The sequence below is a fragment of the Bacillus stratosphericus genome (genome assembly GCF_020524495.1).
In the GTDB taxonomy this organism is placed as follows: Bacteria; Bacillota; Bacilli; order Bacillales; family Bacillaceae; genus Bacillus; species Bacillus stratosphericus_B.
In genome coordinates, this window is record NZ_JAIVLB010000022.1 from 13,717 (window position 1) to 31,177 (window position 17,461).

At 48.0% G+C, this 17,461-nt stretch carries 27 protein-coding genes; 4 read left to right on the top strand and 23 right to left on the bottom strand.

All coding sequences use genetic code 11. From position 1 onward, the window contains the following. Positions 1-26 precede the first annotated feature (26 nt). Genes LC033_RS10235 through terL form a run of 4 tightly spaced genes read right to left on the bottom strand, consistent with a single transcriptional unit; the run spans position 27 to position 4,246 of the window. The gene (locus LC033_RS10235; RefSeq protein WP_226568150.1) at positions 27-857 is read right to left on the bottom strand and encodes a phage minor capsid protein; all 831 of its coding nucleotides are present in this window, start codon (positions 855-857) and stop codon (positions 27-29) included. Continuing rightward, positions 857-2,458 carry a phage portal protein gene (locus LC033_RS10240; RefSeq protein WP_226568151.1) on the bottom strand — a complete coding sequence of 534 codons (1,602 nt, stop codon included), beginning with the start codon at positions 2,456-2,458 and terminating at the stop codon, positions 857-859. Before LC033_RS10240 ends, LC033_RS10235 begins: the two co-directional genes overlap by 1 nt. A gap of 3 nt (positions 2,459-2,461) precedes the next feature. After that, on the bottom strand, positions 2,462-2,887 hold the full coding sequence (locus LC033_RS10245; protein WP_226568152.1) for a phBC6A51 family helix-turn-helix protein: 426 nt from the start codon (positions 2,885-2,887) through the stop codon (positions 2,462-2,464). 18 nt (positions 2,888-2,905) lie between these two features. Continuing rightward, positions 2,906-4,246 (bottom strand): phage terminase large subunit, encoded by a 1,341-nt coding sequence (terL, locus tag LC033_RS10250; RefSeq protein ID WP_226568153.1) that lies wholly within the window; start codon positions 4,244-4,246, stop codon positions 2,906-2,908. Between the two features lie 527 nt (positions 4,247-4,773). Between terL and LC033_RS10255 the strand changes: the two genes are divergently transcribed. Beyond that, the gene (locus LC033_RS10255) at positions 4,774-5,319 is read left to right on the top strand and encodes a tyrosine-type recombinase/integrase (protein WP_226568154.1); all 546 of its coding nucleotides are present in this window, start codon (positions 4,774-4,776) and stop codon (positions 5,317-5,319) included. Here the strand turns inward: LC033_RS10255 and LC033_RS10260 are convergent. The 5 genes from LC033_RS10260 to LC033_RS10280 form a co-directional block, all read right to left on the bottom strand. Continuing rightward, the gene (locus LC033_RS10260; RefSeq protein ID WP_226568155.1) at positions 5,316-5,603 is read right to left on the bottom strand and encodes a hypothetical protein; all 288 of its coding nucleotides are present in this window, start codon (positions 5,601-5,603) and stop codon (positions 5,316-5,318) included. The two genes, LC033_RS10255 and LC033_RS10260, sit on opposite strands and share 4 nt — an antisense overlap. Before the next feature lie 101 nt (positions 5,604-5,704). Continuing rightward, complete coding sequence (locus LC033_RS10265) at positions 5,705-5,905, bottom strand: hypothetical protein (protein WP_226568156.1); 201 nt, start codon at positions 5,903-5,905, stop codon at positions 5,705-5,707. Positions 5,906-6,021: 116 nt separating this feature from the next. Continuing rightward, the gene (locus tag LC033_RS10270; RefSeq protein ID WP_226568157.1) at positions 6,022-6,309 is read right to left on the bottom strand and encodes a hypothetical protein; all 288 of its coding nucleotides are present in this window, start codon (positions 6,307-6,309) and stop codon (positions 6,022-6,024) included. Next, entirely contained in the window at positions 6,306-6,605 is a 300-nt protein-coding gene (locus LC033_RS10275) for a hypothetical protein (protein ID WP_226568158.1), read from the bottom strand. The genes LC033_RS10270 and LC033_RS10275 overlap by 4 nt, the downstream gene beginning before the upstream one ends. Positions 6,606-7,915: 1,310 nt before the next feature. After that, positions 7,916-8,140 (bottom strand): helix-turn-helix domain-containing protein, encoded by a 225-nt coding sequence (locus tag LC033_RS10280; protein ID WP_226568159.1) that lies wholly within the window; start codon positions 8,138-8,140, stop codon positions 7,916-7,918. Positions 8,141-8,681: 541 nt separating this feature from the next. Between LC033_RS10280 and LC033_RS16835 the strand changes: the two genes are divergently transcribed. Both LC033_RS16835 and LC033_RS10285 read left to right on the top strand, forming a co-directional pair. Beyond that, on the top strand, positions 8,682-8,813 hold the full coding sequence (locus tag LC033_RS16835) for a hypothetical protein (protein WP_264188711.1): 132 nt from the start codon (positions 8,682-8,684) through the stop codon (positions 8,811-8,813). A gap of 43 nt (positions 8,814-8,856) precedes the next feature. Beyond that, complete coding sequence (locus tag LC033_RS10285; protein ID WP_376776437.1) at positions 8,857-9,033, top strand: DUF8096 family protein; 177 nt, start codon at positions 8,857-8,859, stop codon at positions 9,031-9,033. Positions 9,034-9,153: 120 nt separating this feature from the next. On the opposite strand, the gene LC033_RS10290 is transcribed toward LC033_RS10285, so the two are convergent. From LC033_RS10290 to LC033_RS10305, 4 genes are all read right to left on the bottom strand, one after another. Then, a complete protein-coding gene (locus tag LC033_RS10290; RefSeq protein ID WP_226568161.1) occupies positions 9,154-9,963 on the bottom strand; it encodes a hypothetical protein in 810 nt (269 codons plus the stop codon). A gap of 42 nt (positions 9,964-10,005) precedes the next feature. Then, positions 10,006-10,494 carry a hypothetical protein gene (locus tag LC033_RS10295; RefSeq protein WP_226568162.1) on the bottom strand — a complete coding sequence of 163 codons (489 nt, stop codon included), beginning with the start codon at positions 10,492-10,494 and terminating at the stop codon, positions 10,006-10,008. Positions 10,495-10,759: 265 nt separating this feature from the next. Further along, positions 10,760-11,170 (bottom strand): sigma factor-like helix-turn-helix DNA-binding protein, encoded by a 411-nt coding sequence (locus tag LC033_RS10300; RefSeq protein WP_226568163.1) that lies wholly within the window; start codon positions 11,168-11,170, stop codon positions 10,760-10,762. After that, positions 11,143-11,892 carry an N-6 DNA methylase gene (locus tag LC033_RS10305; RefSeq protein ID WP_226568164.1) on the bottom strand — a complete coding sequence of 250 codons (750 nt, stop codon included), beginning with the start codon at positions 11,890-11,892 and terminating at the stop codon, positions 11,143-11,145. The genes LC033_RS10300 and LC033_RS10305 overlap by 28 nt, the downstream gene beginning before the upstream one ends. 77 nt (positions 11,893-11,969) lie before the next feature. Here LC033_RS10305 and LC033_RS10310 point away from each other — a divergent pair, with 77 nt between their 5' ends. Then, positions 11,970-12,344 carry a hypothetical protein gene (locus LC033_RS10310; protein ID WP_226568165.1) on the top strand — a complete coding sequence of 125 codons (375 nt, stop codon included), beginning with the start codon at positions 11,970-11,972 and terminating at the stop codon, positions 12,342-12,344. On the opposite strand, the gene LC033_RS10315 is transcribed toward LC033_RS10310, so the two are convergent. From LC033_RS10315 to LC033_RS10360, 10 genes are read right to left on the bottom strand one after another with little or no spacing between them, the layout of a single operon-like run. Beyond that, positions 12,323-13,291: a DNA cytosine methyltransferase gene (locus tag LC033_RS10315; RefSeq protein WP_226568166.1), complete on the bottom strand. Its 969-nt coding sequence runs from the start codon at positions 13,289-13,291 to the stop codon at positions 12,323-12,325. The two genes, LC033_RS10310 and LC033_RS10315, sit on opposite strands and share 22 nt — an antisense overlap. Continuing rightward, positions 13,288-13,842 carry a nucleoside/nucleotide kinase family protein gene (locus tag LC033_RS10320; protein WP_226568167.1) on the bottom strand — a complete coding sequence of 185 codons (555 nt, stop codon included), beginning with the start codon at positions 13,840-13,842 and terminating at the stop codon, positions 13,288-13,290. Before LC033_RS10320 ends, LC033_RS10315 begins: the two co-directional genes overlap by 4 nt. After that, entirely contained in the window at positions 13,839-14,492 is a 654-nt protein-coding gene (locus LC033_RS10325) for a hypothetical protein (RefSeq protein ID WP_226568168.1), read from the bottom strand. The genes LC033_RS10320 and LC033_RS10325 overlap by 4 nt, the downstream gene beginning before the upstream one ends. A 14-nt stretch (positions 14,493-14,506) precedes the next feature. Further along, a complete protein-coding gene (locus LC033_RS10330; RefSeq protein ID WP_226568169.1) occupies positions 14,507-15,019 on the bottom strand; it encodes a 3D domain-containing protein in 513 nt (170 codons plus the stop codon). Beyond that, positions 15,019-15,837, bottom strand: a complete 819-nt coding sequence (gene thyX / locus LC033_RS10335; protein ID WP_226568170.1) for an FAD-dependent thymidylate synthase — start codon at positions 15,835-15,837, stop codon at positions 15,019-15,021. Before thyX ends, LC033_RS10330 begins: the two co-directional genes overlap by 1 nt. Beyond that, entirely contained in the window at positions 15,838-16,050 is a 213-nt protein-coding gene (locus tag LC033_RS10340) for a hypothetical protein (protein WP_226568171.1), read from the bottom strand. 3 nt (positions 16,051-16,053) lie between these two features. Further along, a complete protein-coding gene (locus LC033_RS10345) occupies positions 16,054-16,230 on the bottom strand; it encodes a hypothetical protein (protein WP_226568172.1) in 177 nt (58 codons plus the stop codon). Further along, entirely contained in the window at positions 16,227-16,547 is a 321-nt protein-coding gene (locus LC033_RS10350) for a hypothetical protein (RefSeq protein WP_226568173.1), read from the bottom strand. Before LC033_RS10350 ends, LC033_RS10345 begins: the two co-directional genes overlap by 4 nt. Continuing rightward, positions 16,544-17,065, bottom strand: a complete 522-nt coding sequence (locus LC033_RS10355) for a dUTP diphosphatase (protein WP_226568174.1) — start codon at positions 17,063-17,065, stop codon at positions 16,544-16,546. Before LC033_RS10355 ends, LC033_RS10350 begins: the two co-directional genes overlap by 4 nt. Then, positions 17,062-17,274, bottom strand: coding sequence for a hypothetical protein (locus LC033_RS10360; protein ID WP_226568175.1), 213 nt, complete (start codon positions 17,272-17,274; stop codon positions 17,062-17,064). The genes LC033_RS10355 and LC033_RS10360 overlap by 4 nt, the downstream gene beginning before the upstream one ends. Between the last annotated feature and the right edge of the window lie 187 nt (positions 17,275-17,461).

The following is a 17,461-nucleotide window of genomic DNA, read 5'->3' on the forward strand; positions in this document are numbered from 1 at the left end:
ATAAAATAGCCGTTTAGTTTAACGTCTTAACGTTCGGACAATAAATCTTCGCTTCTGATAGGCGAGTAAACGTGCTTGCATCGTGGGTGGAATATCTCGCCCGTCGCCTGTAATTCGTCGTAGGTTAAATAAGGTCCAGGCGCATCTAGCGTCAGTTTCATAATCTCGCCTTCGTGGTATCGGCAATAATCCGTCGCCCCGTGAGACGATATTTGGGCATAGAAAACTCCGCGACTAACGGCTTCATTGCTCGTTGCTTCGCGGTATGTCTGCATCATTTTCGTTCGGGTTACCATATCGGCATATACTTCCGGTTTCCAACGTCGGCCTTTTGAGTCAACGATGCCAGTCACGACCGACTCTTTCAGCCGTTTCTTTATATCATCTCGAATCGTTCGCCGACCGTTTGTGCCAGACGCCATGTTGTACTTTATAGAATCGGAAACGGCTCGCCTAACTGCGGCTTTTGTTTTCCTGTCAACGTTTTGCGTGACGGCTAAAAGATCCGCCTGCGTATCCGCAATAGCAGTCGCAACCATCGCTTCATTCAGTTCGTTAAATTGCGCTAACAAAGCCGCCTGCTCAACTGATTCCGCAATCTTAAGCGAAACAAGCGTATTGATTACGCCTTCTCGCGCCGCAATAGGTACGTTTTCACTAACCCACCGCGCCGACTTCGTGTCCAGGTCCGATAAAATACGGCTGATTGATTGTAGCGTAGCAAGCGCATTGGCTCGGCGGAAATCCGAAATATCAACGCGGTCAAGTTCGGCGAGTATGTCTTTAATGGCGGTGTGGTAATAGCCGGCAAGTTGTTTCGTTTGATAATCGTAGTTAGGTGCCGGTACTTTAGCCATTACTTATCGTCCTCTGTTTCCGGCTGCGATTCCGATTCATTAAAAATCGAAGAATCTACGAAGCCATTTGCCGAAGTTTCGTCTTTTTCAATGCGTCGCATGATTTCGTCCGCTTCCTCGTCATCAACGTCGTCCATCGCCTTAATTGCACCTTTAACGTCTAGCGTCGGTTTGCCTGCCGTTCTAATCTGCATAATCTCCGCAAGTTCTTTTTCATTCTGCGGAATACCGTCGTTCCAAATAGCCCGCGGGTAAACGGCTTCGTCAATCTTGATCCGCTTGACCGCTTTCTCTAAGAGCATACACGTCCACAACGCATCCCTAACCGCTTTATCATAGTGCGATCTGATCCTCTTTACCTTTGAAAGAATCGGCATAAATCGCGCTTTGATTGCAGCGCCATCTGTATGAGACGTACCTGTTCCGCCTGAATTATCGCCCGACATAACAGTTCCGAAAAGCCACTGCGGAGTCTCAGATTGCATAAACACGTTGCTAAATAAGACATCGAGTTCCTTAAATGCCGCGTCTAGTTGCGCCTGCCACACCATATATCCAGGCGTCGGGTCGTCTTTTGATACAGGAATATAAGCTCCACCGAAGCGAACCGTATCTCCATCATCTTGAATCTCCGGACCATACGCAGTAGGATCGCTATGCTTCCATAAGATATAGTCGATCTGCACTAGGCGGTCATTGATCGCAGCAAACGTCGTTTCTAGCTTCTCTAAACCGCCGATTCCGAAGAACTCGTCGTCAATCGACTTGTAAGGTACGTGAAAGACCGGAATGTGTGGTAGGTGTGTCTCCTCGATGTCTTCTTCGCGACCTGTTGGCAGTTGTTCGCCGATTTTATATACGGATACCGACGTGCCTGTCGAAGTATCAACTCCGTTTTCATGCAAACGGTATCGCGAGTACAGAATATAGCCCGGTATATGTCGCTCGACGTTTAAAAACGGAATCTCCGTCTTCTCGGTTTCAACCCACTCGACTTGCGCAATATTGACCGCCTTTAGTTTCTTGACGTTCCCGACGCTAAACTCTGGAAAGACTGCGCCAGCGCTGACGTGCTCAATGATCGCTTCCATTTCGGCATCTGCCGGTACAGGTAGGCCGAGCTTTTCAACTTCCGTAAAGTCTTGACGGTAGCCATATCGAACCTTAAACCACGAATCGCCGCGGAATCCGTTTGCAGTTGCGCTTTCGTGAAGAAGCTGATTAATATCGTTTTCTTCTACGTAGCGATTGAGCGCTTTTTGTTCTTCGCTGTCGTCGGGCAGGCCGCTTTCGAATTGCACCGGTTCGCCTACGAGAAGATCAGCCGGCTTCGTGACTAGAATGTCGGCGAGATTGACCGCAATATACAGCTTTTTTAACTGCTCGGCCTGCGGCGAATCTTTAAGAATGTCGGTCGCACGTTCATAGACGTTTCGGTGACGACCTTCGAATAGCTTTTTCATGCGCCGATATTTTGCCAGACGCTCGATTGAGTCAGCCGGAGGAAATTGCGCGCCGGGTCGGATGATACTGTACGTCTTAGTATGCGATCCGTCGTCGGGTTCGTGGTTGCGATGCTTAAAAAAGTCCGTAAAACCCATCGCTTAGCCCTCCTTTAAAAGATCGTCTAAATCTTCGGCTTCTTTTAAAATGTCCACGCTAGATTGAGTATCCGTAGTACTGTCAGTGACGATTTGTTTTTCGGTTAGTAGCCCGTATCGTTTCATAAATAGGTCGATCGCCTTAACGGACGGTTGCGACCCTTTAATCAGTTTCATTAATTGACCGTAAACTTCTGATCTATGACTCGATAACATATCATCCGCAAGTAAGTTCATGTATTCGATGAACGCGGAATCTTGCGTTCGCCAACGATACAACCCCATACGCGACATTCCTAGTTCTTCTGCGAGTTGTTCCTGCGTTTTCTTCTCGCCGCCTTCCGGCATAATTTCATTCAATGCGCAGGCCTGGGCGGCTTTTCGCTTCTCAAACGACAGTTGCGCCTCTAGCTGCTTAATTCTCGACATTTAACGTCCCTCCTTTCGTTACATAAATTTTGGCTTCTCCTGAAGCACCGTTTTAGCTCGTTTACTGACACTCACCGCCATTTCTAACGCATCCGGTAGGTCATCGTGCCAATTCGAGCCGTACCGCTCAAACTGCTCGAGTAGAAGCGCTTGACTACGGTGAAATTCGATCTCACCTTTTTCGATCTGCGGCATGAGCGCTTCTATACGAAGTTCTTTTCGCGATCGTTGGTTGATTTTCGTGACGCGAGATCCGGCTGGATAGCCTTGTATGACTAGCTCGCGTTTAAGCGTGTCAATAAAAAACTCTTGCGCCATCTGCGACTCGGCTGCGATTCGATCCGGCTGGTATTCCACGACCTTCTCGACAATTTTGCGCAGAAACTTATCAGGGTGAATACGTTCTCCGTACGCATCAATGACGTAAATTTTTCCGCTCTTTTTATGTTTCGCTATCGTGACTATCGCCGAGAAGTCTCCGCGTTCTTTCCCCATCGCAAAGTCGACACCCATATAAACCGCATAATCTTTGTGGTCTAATATAAAATCCGTCCAATACGTAAAGGACTCCGGCTTAAATAGCTGCGATTCCTCATCGATTGGGTTATTCATAAATTCCGTGTTAAATGCTTTTGTTGTAATGTTGGCCTTTTCTATTATTAGAGCCGGCAGGGGGAAACGACCAGGCCACAAAACCTCTGCACCTTCGTCCATTTCCGTCTTATTTTCTTCATAGAAACGAAGTGCAGCCCGTGCATTCGGTGTAGACATCGAGTCTTCCGATTCTTCTTGCATCATTTCTTCGACCTCTTCGTCACTCGGTACGTACTCTTTGTAAATACGTTCGAACTCCGCCCACAAATCAGTTCGCTTTGGCGGCTTGATAATCGCTGGGAAGCTGTTCTTAATGAAATCTCGACGTTCGTTCAATACGTAGTTCAACAAAGAGTCGAAGTGTACAAGTGTTCCCATGAAAATAAAAGCTGTTTTCGTAGGATCACCCGCTGGCATAAGGTCTTGGTTGAGCCAATCCTTCGCCTTCTGACGCAATTCAGGCGTATTGGTTGAGTCTAGCGATTCCAAGTCGTCCAGTAAAATTAAATCTGGACGCTGTGAACCATTACGGAAACCACGAATTTGAGTTCCGAGCGACGTCGCTTCCATCTTAATTCCGGTCGTTGTGATAAAGGCAGTCTCGGAATCCTTTTCGTTGCGCGTTTTTTGTTCGTAAAGGATCTCGCCAAAGTCTTCGCGTAGCTTTTGGTTGTACTTAAGCTGCCCCGCGACCCATTTGATGAACTTGATCGATCCGGCGTTGGTTTCCGAGATAATCAAGATCATACGCCGTTTTTTATACACGATTTCACGCACCGGATAGGCATTCGATAGGTACGCTGACTTTGCGTGTCCCCTCGAAGCCGCCCAAGCGATACGAGCCGTCTTATTCCGGTTAGATACCGAGTCGAGTATGGACGATAGTTTCCGGTGAAAGTCCGGCGCGTTCTCCATGTCTACTGCGGTCGTTGGAACGAGGTTATCCGGATTGCCTGGGTTTCTCGCTTCCGAAAAATATTCGTAGAAGAAATACAGCATGTCGACCTCGGCACGATGTACCCGTTTTAACTTAATTAGTTCGTCGCGGTCTTTCCGCATAAGTTCGATATGATAGTCGCTATGTTTTCCGGCTTGGATAATGTTGCGCAGTTTCTTCAGCCGCTCCGTCACCGCCTCAATGCGCGCCCGCCTTTCCTCACGTTCTAAAAATTTACCGTTTATAAATGCCAAGTTGTCGTCCTCCTCTCTCATTTCGGCGTTGACTTCCTTTATTCACCATCGTATAATGAACGTAACTTAAAAATAATTAAATTACATTGGAGTGAAGACGTATGGCCAACGAAGTGAACCCGATCAAAAGTAAACGCGATTTCAACAAACTAAAAAACGCCCTTAAACCAGGGCGCGACCGTCTGTTATTGCAGTTAGGGACGGCTTTTGGACTTCGTATTTCCGATTTACTTTCGCTTAAGGTCGGTGATCTTCGCGGCCAAACGTCTCTTAAAATAACCGAAGCAAAACGCAGCAAGACGCGTGTCATTACGTTCTCGCCCGCCGTTAAAAAACTCGTCAATGAACTCGAAGGTTCAGACGAAGACTACGTATTTGCAAGCCGCAAGGGCGCCAAGCCTATCAGTCGCGTCCAAGCCTACCGCATTCTAAACGAGGCAGCCGAGCGCGCCGAGATCGCTCAAAAGATCGGCAACATCGGCACGCACACGTTGCGTAAGACGTTCGGCTACCGTTTGTACGAAATGGATATCGCAGTCGACCGGATTATGGCGATCCTCGGGCATTCTTCCGAAAAGGATACGCTGAAATATATCGGAATCACGGCCGACGAGATTTCGGTCGCATACGAGAGCATCGCGATTTAGGTCGTGGTGCTTTTTGCCGGTAAAGTTCCGTAGCCGAAGACTCTATTAGGACCCGCATGCACCACGGACTTATCATAGCCGACAACCCCTACGTCTACGCCGATTAGTCTGTCTTTTTTCTGCGCCTTCTCGTACCCTTTCATTGCCGCTTCTAACTCAGCCAACGCCCTAGTCGCCGCCTTTGCTTGGCGTTGAACCGCCTTTAGTCCTTTAATAGCCTCCGCAACATCTACGTCTACCTTTACGTTTAATCCTCCGACTGATTCGCGTTTGTTTTCCGCCATTCACGTCATCTCCTTTGTCCGTTTTATTGCTGCGCATTTTAACGCAAGCACAAAAAACCTCCAGCGCTGGCCGGAAGCCTTGTTCTGATTGCGTTCATTTACTAAAAATGTACTTTAATACTTTTAAGGACATTCGTAGTTACGCTAGCCCCTACGCAATAAATTACGTGGTTTGTGATGTGAAACGCTGTTTTAGACGGCTCATCTGTTTTCAAGTCAAACGCTACGCTGTCCTTCGTTAAAATCAAGTCGCCGTTTCCTTCGATTTTAATAATGCCGGATTCTCTCGTATCGATTACCATCTAACCGAACCTCCTTAAAAATAACACGAAATCAGCTCCTCTCACCCCGTACCCTTACGAATACCCTATACCGCCTTCAAAACGTCTATTTTCGTGCGATTTACGTGTTAAAATCGTTATGCTAGTCCGTATCGTTCCCGCAATACTTTCATATCGGCGGCGATTTCGGACTTTAATGCGTCGATTGATTCCGTCGCCGAGCCGTCCGTAAGCCGTAGTTGCTTCAGCGTCTCTATTTTCGTTCGTAGCGCGCTGTTCGTGATCGCGGTCGGGTAATGCGCACCGCAGACGATGCAGTCAAAGTACGTTTCGACGACGCCTTTTCGAACGGCCTGTTCTTTTAATACGACGGCGGTTCGCTGATTGCATGCGTCGCAGGCGGCGAAGTTAGGTAGCGTGGTCATGTGCGCCCCTCCGTTTCCCAAACGATAAGACACACCTGTCCGTAATCGCCTACAAATAACGGAGCTTTCTGCACCCACATTTTAAGGTCGTCTGAATCTACGCTATAAAGATATACGCATAATAAGGAACCGGAGAGTTGTTCCGTCGGTATCCGATCCGGCACATATTTCGTGTATAAACTCGCCAACACTTCCGAGGCGTTTTCTCCGAACGACTCTCGAAATGAGTCACTGCTGTCGTCGCTAACATAAACGTTTTCGGCGATTTGGATACATCGGTCAATTTCATCGATCATCCTAGCGTCCTCCTTTTCGATCTTTTGTGATTCGCAATTAAAGTACGCACTCTTTTTTCCGACTCCGTCAACGGACGATCTTTACGTAGCCAAGATGAAAAAGCTTCTACTTCTGCGTCAGTTTCGAAATTCAGCCGTACCGGCTCGATTCTTTTCATGTCAGACCCTCCGTTTAATTTGCGTATTAACCCTCTACCTGCTCCGAACATCTTCGGATAGCCACGACCAATCGAATCACAATAGGTAGACGATTAACACCCCGAGTTTAAAAAATTGTGCGCAAGTTTTGTTCACTAGATCCGGCGGTTTTGGCCGGGGCGCTTGGGGGCGGGCGGCGTTCGTCTCTTTTTTCGCGATTATTATTGAATAACGCATTCATAACGTTGCATAACGAAAGTAACAAAAAGACTTTCTGTTACATTCGCGTTGATGATAAACGTTGATGCAATGCGGTTGGCAACCGTCTGAGCAGCGCAATGAATCGTATTAACTTTATACATCGTACCAACCCCGCCATGCCGCCATTCTTGCGGGCTGCCCATGCCGGCCGGTATGTATAGGATCGTGCATAAACGGATTGGCTTTGGTCGCTGACCCCCTCGAGTTTCGGAAGGCCTCGTCCGCTGGCGGCGTCTGCTTGGTAATCTATATTGTTAACCGGTATACTACCGTCACCCCACCGTCCGCCTTCGTACTATATTATATACACCGCCTGTGCCTACCGTTACATGCCGCCTGTATGTCGGTACCCTATTCGACTTATCAAACGCTGCCTATCGTCTGCTTGTACGTCATCCTACCGTTAGTATGTTACGGTCATTTACGTCCCTCTATAACGTAAGACAGCATATTCGGTATATTTATAGGGAAAAACTACGCAATCAGTGCGGGTATTTAACGATAATGAGACGGATATATTATCGTTGTCCTCTCCGTATGTATTTAAGTACAGCGACCTCGGCTTCGCCTCGTCCGCAAATATTCATTCATTATACATATTGCGTATATGTGAGACGGAGCGTTAGCGAAGGCTCACTAGGTATTAGATTTAGAAGATAAGAAGTAATTTCCGCCCTCAAAACGCTGTATCCCACGTGGCTCTAAGCGTCAACCCCATTTTCGCATGTACGAATAAAGTCGTACTTTTGGCGTTTTTGTACGAATGAAGTCGTATTGATTATCATTTAATACGTCCTAATTGAGAACAGACGCAAGTCAGTACGGATCATCAACGAAATATTAACGTATATTTATTCGTATATACAAATATTAATACGACACGCAAAAAAGAGACGCTCCCCTGAACGTCCCTACTTTTCGACTTCTTCGTCCTCTATTTCGAACAGGTCTTCGTACTTCCATCCTCCCGCTTTCATTAGCGCAACCACCTGCCAGTCTTCGTGCCGACTATTCGTATCGAATCGCGATATAGAACCCTGCGGAACGCCAGAAGCTTCGGACAGTCTTGTTTGCGTCCAACCATCCGCCTTCATTAGTTCCTTCAGACGCGGCCTTACGTTTATGCGTTTGCCCATCCGCACCACCTCCGTATTTATATAAGTAATTATACGATATCGAATATTTTTTCGCAATAACCGTTGACATACGTTATACGATATCGTATAATAAAGGTATAGAAAGGAGGTGCGAAAAAATTGATTGAACTGGTGACTAAAATATCCGTCTTGCTTGCGTCATGGTTGGCGATCATTAAAACCGCAATGGAAATCACGGCAATACGACGGCAAAGAAAGAAAAAGCGACGGTCTCCCTCCAAGAAGAAACGTCGCAAGTAAACGGACGGGGCGATAAGCCCCGGTTCAATCAATTATACCACATATGCGCAAAATTAATACGGTTGATACGTTGCTCATTTTCGTCCTGGTCGTTTGGATCGCGTTCATAGATTACGGTTCTATGCAGCCGATTGACTTCGCAGCCGTCGTAACCTTAATTGTTTTCGGCGGCACGGCGGCTGTAAAATCGCTAATAAAATAAGGCGTCGAGTAGCCGTCCGGTAGTTACAGATTTAGACACCGAATCATTCGGAAGAGAGTAAAGAAGGAGGACGACGACATGAAATTCCGCAGATTCTTGTACGGATGGGCTAGATTTTTGGGCGACGTGAACGCGGTGAAGAAAAACGACGTAGGCGGACGGATCATGCGCCGCGGCATCGGAAGGGCTTTCGGCAAATTGTTTAAATAGGCGCCAAGATACGTTATAATACGAAGGTTGTGAGGTGAAAGACGTGACTAGACCGCAACCAGGCGATTATGACGTATCTGTCGTTTATGATATTCGCGAGATGCCGGACGTTAAGAGCGGACGGTGCGACAATTGCGATACGTCGAAGTTTAACAGTTCGATTAAAGGAGGAGTATTTCTCCGTAAGTGTTCCAAGTGCGGAATGACTAAGCGCATCTAACGCAAAAATAAAGACGCCCTCGCAGGCGTCCTTTTTCGTTAACCGCCCGGCTTTAATTCGCCCGATTTAGTGATCGCTTTAATCATCCGTCTCACCTCCCCGCAGTAAAACCATACCATATTAGCGTGCCTTCTCAACGTTAAATAACGCAATCAACGTTTTATCCGGCGCTTTAGATTGTCGATAGAAAACGTTAGGATTAAATGTGTATCGTTCCGGCTCACTTCCGACTTTAACGCGAGCAATAACATATTCGCTTCCGAATTTCATCGCTTTCAGACGGCGGCCAAGCGTATCAGGCACCACACCTATCGCAGCAGCTAGACCGGCTCGACTGAACCACCGGATGGCGCGCGGATTAGATTCGTTCGGATTCTCGCAAAGAGCGTTAGTATCGAAATGAATATACGGAAGCATTCGATAAATAAGCCCGATGTCGGTCGCTTTGACTTCGCTGTACACTCGTTTAATTTTTGCGCTATATATTTTAACAACGTGCGGACTACGAAAGTTACCTTTAAAGTGATAGCGTTCATTTACGTAATATCCTACGTCATCTTTTCGTATAATGTCGTTTTCAATAGCCGCCGCAATGAAGTCATAGAAAGTCTGACGCTTCTTTGTAAGCTGAAGAACGTCCATCATGTCCGAAGTATCCATCGGTGTCTTATTGTGGCTGGACTTAATTAAAAGGCCGCCATAATCAACGTAGCACTGTAAAAGCATTAAATAGCCGCATTGAGCCGTCGTGAGTACGTCATACACCTCGTTAATGTTCGGCATTTCCGCGTTGGTAAACTCACGCCGATCCTCCGTTTTATTTAATTGCTGACGGAAAGCAGCGTCTTGATTCCGGTGCCTTAACGAATAGATACCGGACAGGTCTTCTCCTGTGTTAACGTCAATGATGCGCGGTTGATTTTGATTCATACATACGCCCCCTTTTCGTATTTATCGCAAAACAAAAGACGCCTATTGAGCGTCTGACCTTACCGTTTTGATGCCGGTTGCTATATTTACGGTGAATTGTCCGCTAGACTTTCCGTTGACGAAATCGTTGTATCGTTTGCGAGCCGTCTTATTACGTGCTTTTGCGTGACGGTCCGTGAATAGATTATCGTAAGGAGATCGTGTCCGACGCTTAGGTACGGCGTAATTGGCGCCGGTGATGTCGTATTCTTCGGCCATCTTCTCGGATGCTTCACCAGTCTTGCGTGTCTTTTCCATACGATCGGACATGAACGGATATTCTTCGGCTGACATTTTATTACGACGCGTATCCGATAGTTCTTCGTATAAGATTAAGTCGGACAGACGTTCTAGCGCGACGGCCGGCGGAGTTCCGTCGTAGGACGCTAGTAAAACGGTGACTTCTGCGATTCGTTCCTCGCGCTCTAAGTCGCCGGTTTTTGTGCGTTCGTATAGAGCTGTAATGGCTTCGAGCAATACTTCCTTCGTCAATTAGGCGCCCTCCCCATAAAATTGTAAGAATATCAACGCAGCTAACGGCCAACAGGTGCCTGTAGCGTAAATACCGAAGCCTATAAGCGCGATTAAACCGATGTTTGTAATTGCTACTGAGAACATTTCGAACCCTCCTCCGTATATGCGTTCAATAAAATCGACAATACTCGCGGTGAGATTCTCGGATGGTTCATAGTGTCGTAGCACCAACGCAAATAGCCTCGTAATTCCTCGATTTCTTTCTTCGTTAATTCTTCCGCCATCAAATCGCCCCTCTCGTAGTTCCGTATCCTTCGCCGTGCGACGCCCAATAATAGTAGATGTCGACGATTTTATTAATAGCCGTTTCTAAATACTCTCGGACAGTTATCTGCGTAATACCAAGCGCCACGCCCGCCTCTACTTGCGTAAGGTCATCGAAATACACAAGCCGGATGGCTTCGTATTGCTTTCCGGTCAGCGCCGCTAGTTCAATGGCGCGGTCAAGATCCATTAGAATATCGCAAGCAGCCATGTCGCCTAAAAAGCGGCGCTGTCTTAACGTTGTGTAATCGGCTAGAAGCGCCTTTACCCCGTCCGGTCCGTCGAGCTTATATTGCGTTTCGTACCGTAGATGCTGGTCGGGCTTGTTCGTAGATGCGCCCATTACGCCACCTCCGAATCTATACCGCATAATAAATGGAGAAACTTAGTTTCAAAACTTACCGTGCCAAATTCCGTAGGGTTTAGTACATGAGTGGGAATCTCCTCCGATTCAATAAGATCGTCGTAAGGAACAAAATCGTCATCCCATGTTACGTTTAGCTCACGAGCAGCTAGGTCAGTATACGGAAGTACATTAAGCGCTGAAAAACGCATAAAATCGTCATGATCGTTTTGTATAAAAAAAGCGCCCTTACTTTTTCTAGTCAAAACATCGCAGTGCACAACAACGGCGTTCATTCCGCGGAATAACAGATTGAATAATAAAAACGGTATCGCACGATCACTCATTTCCTCGCAGTGGTAGAAGTACCACGAAGGCTTATAGTCAAACGGTGAGTGTTTAATACGATCAGACTGCCATTTCGCTATTGTAAGGCCGCCTGTACCGGCGCATCCGTCATAGCTCGTAGTCGACTCAAAGCCGACATCAGTGATTCTCGCTAATAGACCGCCCACACTTCCCGGAGTAAAATCCTGTTTCTTATCTTTTCTATCCGCATGCTCTTCCTGGAAATACTCGTGAAATACGTCTTTATCGGAGGAATTAAGAGCCGGATCATCGACGAATTTGCGAAATATCTCCTCACGGCGTTCACGATCGAAAAGTATCTCCATAATTTTTGACGGAGCTTTATAAGAATCATCTATTCCGAGAATACGGTTAATTTTTTCCGTAATTGTTTCACCCAATCAAAACGCCTCCTTCGTTTGCTTTCCGTCTTCAAATCGTCTATAATCGTCTTATATAATAAGCGAGGTGTATCCGAATGCCATTAGAATGGATTTCCGCGGTTAATGAGACCGCCTATATTTCGTTAGATAAGCAGCGCCGTATTTACGTTAACTCGGCGGCTAGGTCTTTAATCGGCTTACCTTCAAATGCTCCGTTTAAACTTGCGATAGGATACGACGCAGAAGCCCAATGTCTAGTCGTTGCAAAACCGGAAAAGGTTAAGACGGACACGCAGCCGTTCAAGTTCGATAAGCGTGCGTACAATAAGGCGGCCAGTCGCGTATTAGAAAGTGCCGGCCTTGATGGGCGAGAATTGCCGCTACGCTTCTATTTGATCGGCGATGGCGAGGCGTCTAAACAGCCGCATCTAGCCTATCCGCAGGGCACTTATGCGTTCTCTTTAAGCTGATCGGCGAGCGATATTCCGATATACCAAGCTACACGGGAAGCGATGCCGTTGCCTACGATTCTATACCCGGCCGATAGAGAGATGTCGTCAGGTAGAATGTAGGTGTCCGGGACTGATTGAATACGGAGACACTCACGGACGGTGAAACGTCGCAGACCTGACTCAGCTCCGTTTATTTTCTCCGATGCGTCAAATCCCTCAATATTCCCGTGATGCTCTGCTCGAATAGTCGGAGAAGCACTAGATAGAGGGTATACTTTATCGCCTTGTGTTTTTCCGTCTCTAAACTTAGTTTTTGTGCCTCGATGATTTGGGTAGTTCCCCGGCTCCGGTAAATCTCCGATAACATCCCGCAGTACCTTCGTTTGATAATCACCTTCTAACGGCTTCGGAAATTCGAACTTGAATCCGAGGTCTTTTCGTGTGCCTACGATAAACACCCGTTCACGTTTCTGAGCTACGCCGTAATCCCATGCGTTGATTAGTTGCCAAGAAACTTCGTAGCCAATTTCGTCGAACTTCGCCAGTAAGCCGTCGAATGTAGAACGGTGGCGTTTCGACAATAAACCTTTAACGTTTTCAAATACGAATGCTTTTGGCTGCTTGGCGGCGATGATTTCTAGATAGCGCCATACTAATTTACCTCGATCTCCGTCAGCGCCGGCGCCTTTGCCCGCAACCGAGAAGTCTTGGCATGGAGGGCCTCCGAAAATGACGTCGGTGGTTGGTAAAGAGTCGATCTCGACCGTGCTGATGTCCGCTTGCTCTACGTGATCTCCGAAGTTGTGTCGGTACGCCTTGACTGCGTTCTTATCGAAGTCAAGTGCCTTTACAATATCGAAGCCCGCCGCTTTGAATCCGACTGCGCCGAGACCACCTCCGCAGAAAAGTTCTAGTACCGTAAGACCGTTCGCCTGTTGTTGCGTCGTTAAGTTGAATTCCGTCATCTAACGCCCTCCTTCGTCATAATTTCGTCTAGTCGCGTATATAGGTCGTCGAGCGAGCCGTCATTTACGACCTCATAATCGACCTCAAATCGATCGAGCGCCGTTTCTGTCGGATGGCTTAAATCGTCCGCCTTGAATACGTCGCCCCGTCTTTTAGCACGATCAATACGTGTTTGAGCCGGCGCTGTAATGCGGAGAATCTTAAAACCCTCCGCTTTTGCACGTTCGTATTCCGCCGACTTCCGAATATCCGTAATCAACACGTTGCTAGAACGACAGCAGCGCAGTTTCTCGTGCGTCTCGATGCGGCGGAATAGATAATCGACCCATACGTCTTTTGCGCCAGGTACGTCTAATTCGGTGATTCCGTTAATGAAATCCCGCATAGGCTGGCGCTGTTTGGCGTCGCCGCGTAATTCCGGAAACAGTTCGTAGAAGAGCGACTTACCTTTTGCGGAAAACGTGAACGGAAAGAATTCGTACATTGCGACAAGATAATCGACGGCTACGTCTTTGCCTGCGCCTAGCTTACCTGTGATTGCGAGCTTCATAGTCCGGCCTTCTTTAGACTGACGAATATCTGCGCGATCTCATCCGCAGTAACCGACAAGGCTTTCGGGTCGCCCGCCGCCACTACCTTTGCGAGTTGTTCGCCGAGACGCACTTTATTATCGTGGAGGGCGTTAATTTCCGATTGCTGACCCGCTACGGTGCGTTTTAATTCAGCCACCTCTGCGCCTAAATTGGCAAGGACGGTGATGACGTCGGATTCTTTCGGTTCCTCTTCCTCGCGATCATCGGTAACTGGCGTTAGTTTGTACGTTTCGCCTCCACCGGAAATAATAGGACCACGCGTCGCATCCCACGGCTCGATATTGACTAGGTTCCCGCCGATTTCCATAGTGAATTTAATCGCGTCCTTTTCCGGATCTTCTAAACGATAGCGCTCACCGTCAATGTGGACGATGTCGGTCGGTTCGAGTACGTGGTATTTTTTATGGTTAATGAGCCAGCTGTTGCTTTCAAATCTCGAATGTGCGCAGTTGCCGTCTAAAGAATAGACAACGCCATACTCACCCTTCCTGTAAAAATCGCCCCCGTCTACTAACGTATAAATCTTCTCGCCAACCTCCGCGTTTCTATCCACCGCAACATATTCGCGATCAACGCCGAGCTTTTCGTCTTTTAATACGTGCATCATCTATAGCCGCCTCCCTATTTCGTTATGAATTCCGCCTTTAGCCGCTGACGCCCGAACGACTGCGCCTCAGCCACGTCCGCAACGTAAAGGTCGATATGACCTTCCGTAATTGCGCCGCCTCGGTCTTCACAAGTTCTGACGCCGATTCCCTCGATGTTCAGCCGTGTGCCAAACGGCATTGACGGCGGACAGGCAATCGTATGGCCCGTTTTGGTGCGTGCGCCGCTTGCTGTGACGCCATAGTCGGGATGGCCGGGCGACTTGCCGGTAGATTCGGCGCCGTTTGTGTACGCAGTCACTTCGTATGTTTGCGCTACCTTCTCGCGCTTGACTACGTTTGGCGCCTTCTTGACCGCGTGTTTCTTAGCCTTCGTCTTTTTCAACGTTTCCAATTCGCCTTCTAACGTCTTGATACGTTGATTAGCCCGCTGTAAGGCCGCTTGATCAGCCGTTAGTATAGGCGCTGGTTTCTCTTCCGCTGGTTGCTGCGTACATAATAATCCGCACGCAAGCGTCATGGTCTTCATTATACCGATGCAGACACCCCCTTGAAGAATTGCGCAGTCCACGGCTCGACTTCGGTTACGGCTCGACACAAGGCTTCGGCTAGGTCGGCGATTTCCGCCTGTGCGCCGTTGCCACGCCGTCTCTTAGCGTAGAAGTCTAGTAAAGCACGTAGGTTGACGGTCATTACGAGATTAGTAGCCGCGGCTTGCGGTAGGACGGCGCGTGCATCTTCGGCCGGAACGCCTGCTTTTCGTAATAGATCGTAGCTCTCCTGAGCGTGCATCATTGCGTCAGCAAAAACATCATCCGCAGTTAAATCGTAATCAGCGCACTCCACTGCGATTTTATCGCCTGTAACCTTTTCCGGAACGACGTAATCGAACCCGCCCGATTTATTTCCGCTTCCCATCTTTACATAACGTTGTGATTGGACGCTGAAGCTAAAGCCGGCGCGGTGCCGTGTTAACTGCGCTAACAAAGCACGGCTGACGCCTTCGATCGCAAAGGTGAACGTTAGATGTTCGAGAGTAGACGTGTGCTTCGATGCGACGATCTGCCGGAATAGTCGGTCTGCATCCGTGCCTGAACCGCCATCTGTTGCGCTGTTGCCGAAATACTTGGCGCCTTCTTTGGCTACGATTTCGGACGGCTTGTTTGCGCTGTAGCACGTTCTGATCGCGGATAAGGCGATCGCTTGGCCATCGGTTGCTTCATTTCGGAACAGTTCACCGACGTCAGTTAATTCGGTTTCCGATTCGTTAAGACCGAAACTTTTCGCAAACTTCTCCGTAATCATCGTATGTGCGAGTAGCTGTACGTTCATTTTGGTTTCCGTCATTTATTCGCCCCTCCTTGCGTTCTGTTCTATTTCTTCGTAGTCAAATTCGCTCGGTGCGCCCAAGAAATAACATTCGGATGCTAACGCTTCTAACTCGACACCGCCAGCTCCTCGTAATTTGAGCGTTTGGTGCATGTCTTCATCCGTCGAATAGCCTTCGAAAAACCACAGCTTTCTATCGTATACAAATAACGACCCATATTCGAATCCCATAAATTACGCCTCCTTTACAATTTCTCGCATCTTCTCAACCGTCGTCACTCGGAAAGTCACGTCATCTTTTCCGTACATTTCGCAATAAACGACCCAATCACGAAATAAGTCGTTCATATATTCGAGGTCACCTTTTCCGTAAAGTTTTCCGTTTAAGAAACACGCGTATATCTGCGTCATTTATTGGACGCCTCCTTGATCGTCTTCGCAATCCTTCTATACTTCCGCTTTGCTTCGTTTCTACTAACGTTTTCGTAATATACGATCATTTCCGCGATGACTCGTTCTAGTGAACCGTATTCTTCTTCGGTTATCCACCCGAGGTTTACCCATAATCCGCTAACGTTTTTATTAGCCCAACGTAAGGTCGTCTTGATCGGCGTTCTATAAACGATTGAACGTAGCGCAATGAAATCGGCTGCGTATTCCGAAGTTAGCTCGAATTGATCGGCGTGAACAAACGACTTCCCGCTTTTTCTCGGCGGCAACTTCGTCATTCCTCGCGCGCCTTCCCGACGCCGCTACTGCCGAACCCGCCCGCACCTCGTTCCGTATCTTCCAACGCATCCACAATCGTAAAGGTCGCTTGCTCTACCGGTTTGATGACCGCTTGAGCTATGCGATCTCCTTTGCGTAGTCTATAAGTCCATTTCGGATGATGACCGATCATGCGATCAATTTCTCTACTTACCGTAAGAGGCCCGTAATCATTCGGAACCGTTTCGTCCACCTTTGCGATATTATCCACGATCACGCCGACCTCACCCGCATAGCCGCTATCTACCGTCCCTAGTTGAACGCGCAGGTGCGTCTTCAGCGTAATGCCCGAACGCGGCCGAATCTGCATTTCGTAGCCTGGCGGAATCTCGAACGCAAGGCCCGTCGGCACAAGAACCGTCTCGCCCGGCTCGATAATGACGTCTTCCGCCGCGTATAGGTCGAAGCAGGCATCCGTCGAATGTGCGTATGTTGGCGTAGTTGCGTCGGCTGATAGCCGTTTAATATTTACGTTCATTGCGATTCCTCCTTCAGTTCTTTATATGCGTAAGAGAGAATTTCACTACGCCTAATCATGTACGTCCATCCCCATACGCTCGCATCAAGAACGATAAAATCGCTCTCCTCGCTAATTTTCATCCGCAGTAAGACCGAATCTAATTCTTCCTTAGTTACATTTGCGGGGTATTTTAACCCGTTCTTGGCTTCGATAATAATCCGATACATCTACTCGCCCTCCTCCGCCTTCTTACCGTCCTCAAACGGTAGCGTAACCACGTATAGTAAGAACGGCGCACCCGCCGCCACGAACCACCAAAAGCCCGCTGCATGTGCGTACCAAAAGGCCGGCACGATGGACGCCGCAATTAAAGAGCCTGGTTAATCGTCTGTCTCATACGTTCATCTCCTTATT

Coding starts and splice junctions, on each gene's coding strand:
- LC033_RS10235 (WP_226568150.1), bottom strand. CDS start 857: ATGGCTAAAGTACCGGCACCTAACTACGATTATCAAACGAAACAACTT.
- LC033_RS10240 (WP_226568151.1), bottom strand. CDS start 2,458: ATGGGTTTTACGGACTTTTTTAAGCATCGCAACCACGAACCCGACGAC.
- LC033_RS10245 (WP_226568152.1), bottom strand. CDS start 2,887: ATGTCGAGAATTAAGCAGCTAGAGGCGCAACTGTCGTTTGAGAAGCGA.
- LC033_RS10255 (WP_226568154.1), top strand. CDS start 4,774: ATGGCCAACGAAGTGAACCCGATCAAAAGTAAACGCGATTTCAACAAA.
- LC033_RS10260 (WP_226568155.1), bottom strand. CDS start 5,603: ATGGCGGAAAACAAACGCGAATCAGTCGGAGGATTAAACGTAAAGGTA.
- LC033_RS10265 (WP_226568156.1), bottom strand. CDS start 5,905: ATGGTAATCGATACGAGAGAATCCGGCATTATTAAAATCGAAGGAAAC.
- LC033_RS10270 (WP_226568157.1), bottom strand. CDS start 6,309: ATGACCACGCTACCTAACTTCGCCGCCTGCGACGCATGCAATCAGCGA.
- LC033_RS10275 (WP_226568158.1), bottom strand. CDS start 6,605: ATGATCGATGAAATTGACCGATGTATCCAAATCGCCGAAAACGTTTAT.
- LC033_RS10280 (WP_226568159.1), bottom strand. CDS start 8,140: ATGGGCAAACGCATAAACGTAAGGCCGCGTCTGAAGGAACTAATGAAG.
- LC033_RS16835 (WP_264188711.1), top strand. CDS start 8,682: ATGAAATTCCGCAGATTCTTGTACGGATGGGCTAGATTTTTGGGCGAC.
- LC033_RS10290 (WP_226568161.1), bottom strand. CDS start 9,963: ATGAATCAAAATCAACCGCGCATCATTGACGTTAACACAGGAGAAGAC.
- LC033_RS10300 (WP_226568163.1), bottom strand. CDS start 11,170: ATGCGGTATAGATTCGGAGGTGGCGTAATGGGCGCATCTACGAACAAG.
- LC033_RS10310 (WP_226568165.1), top strand. CDS start 11,970: ATGCCATTAGAATGGATTTCCGCGGTTAATGAGACCGCCTATATTTCG.
- LC033_RS10315 (WP_226568166.1), bottom strand. CDS start 13,291: ATGACGGAATTCAACTTAACGACGCAACAACAGGCGAACGGTCTTACG.
- LC033_RS10320 (WP_226568167.1), bottom strand. CDS start 13,842: ATGAAGCTCGCAATCACAGGTAAGCTAGGCGCAGGCAAAGACGTAGCC.
- LC033_RS10325 (WP_226568168.1), bottom strand. CDS start 14,492: ATGATGCACGTATTAAAAGACGAAAAGCTCGGCGTTGATCGCGAATAT.
- LC033_RS10330 (WP_226568169.1), bottom strand. CDS start 15,019: ATGAAGACCATGACGCTTGCGTGCGGATTATTATGTACGCAGCAACCA.
- thyX (WP_226568170.1), bottom strand. CDS start 15,837: ATGACGGAAACCAAAATGAACGTACAGCTACTCGCACATACGATGATT.
- LC033_RS10340 (WP_226568171.1), bottom strand. CDS start 16,050: ATGGGATTCGAATATGGGTCGTTATTTGTATACGATAGAAAGCTGTGG.
- LC033_RS10345 (WP_226568172.1), bottom strand. CDS start 16,230: ATGACGCAGATATACGCGTGTTTCTTAAACGGAAAACTTTACGGAAAA.
- LC033_RS10350 (WP_226568173.1), bottom strand. CDS start 16,547: ATGACGAAGTTGCCGCCGAGAAAAAGCGGGAAGTCGTTTGTTCACGCC.
- LC033_RS10355 (WP_226568174.1), bottom strand. CDS start 17,065: ATGAACGTAAATATTAAACGGCTATCAGCCGACGCAACTACGCCAACA.
- LC033_RS10360 (WP_226568175.1), bottom strand. CDS start 17,274: ATGTATCGGATTATTATCGAAGCCAAGAACGGGTTAAAATACCCCGCA.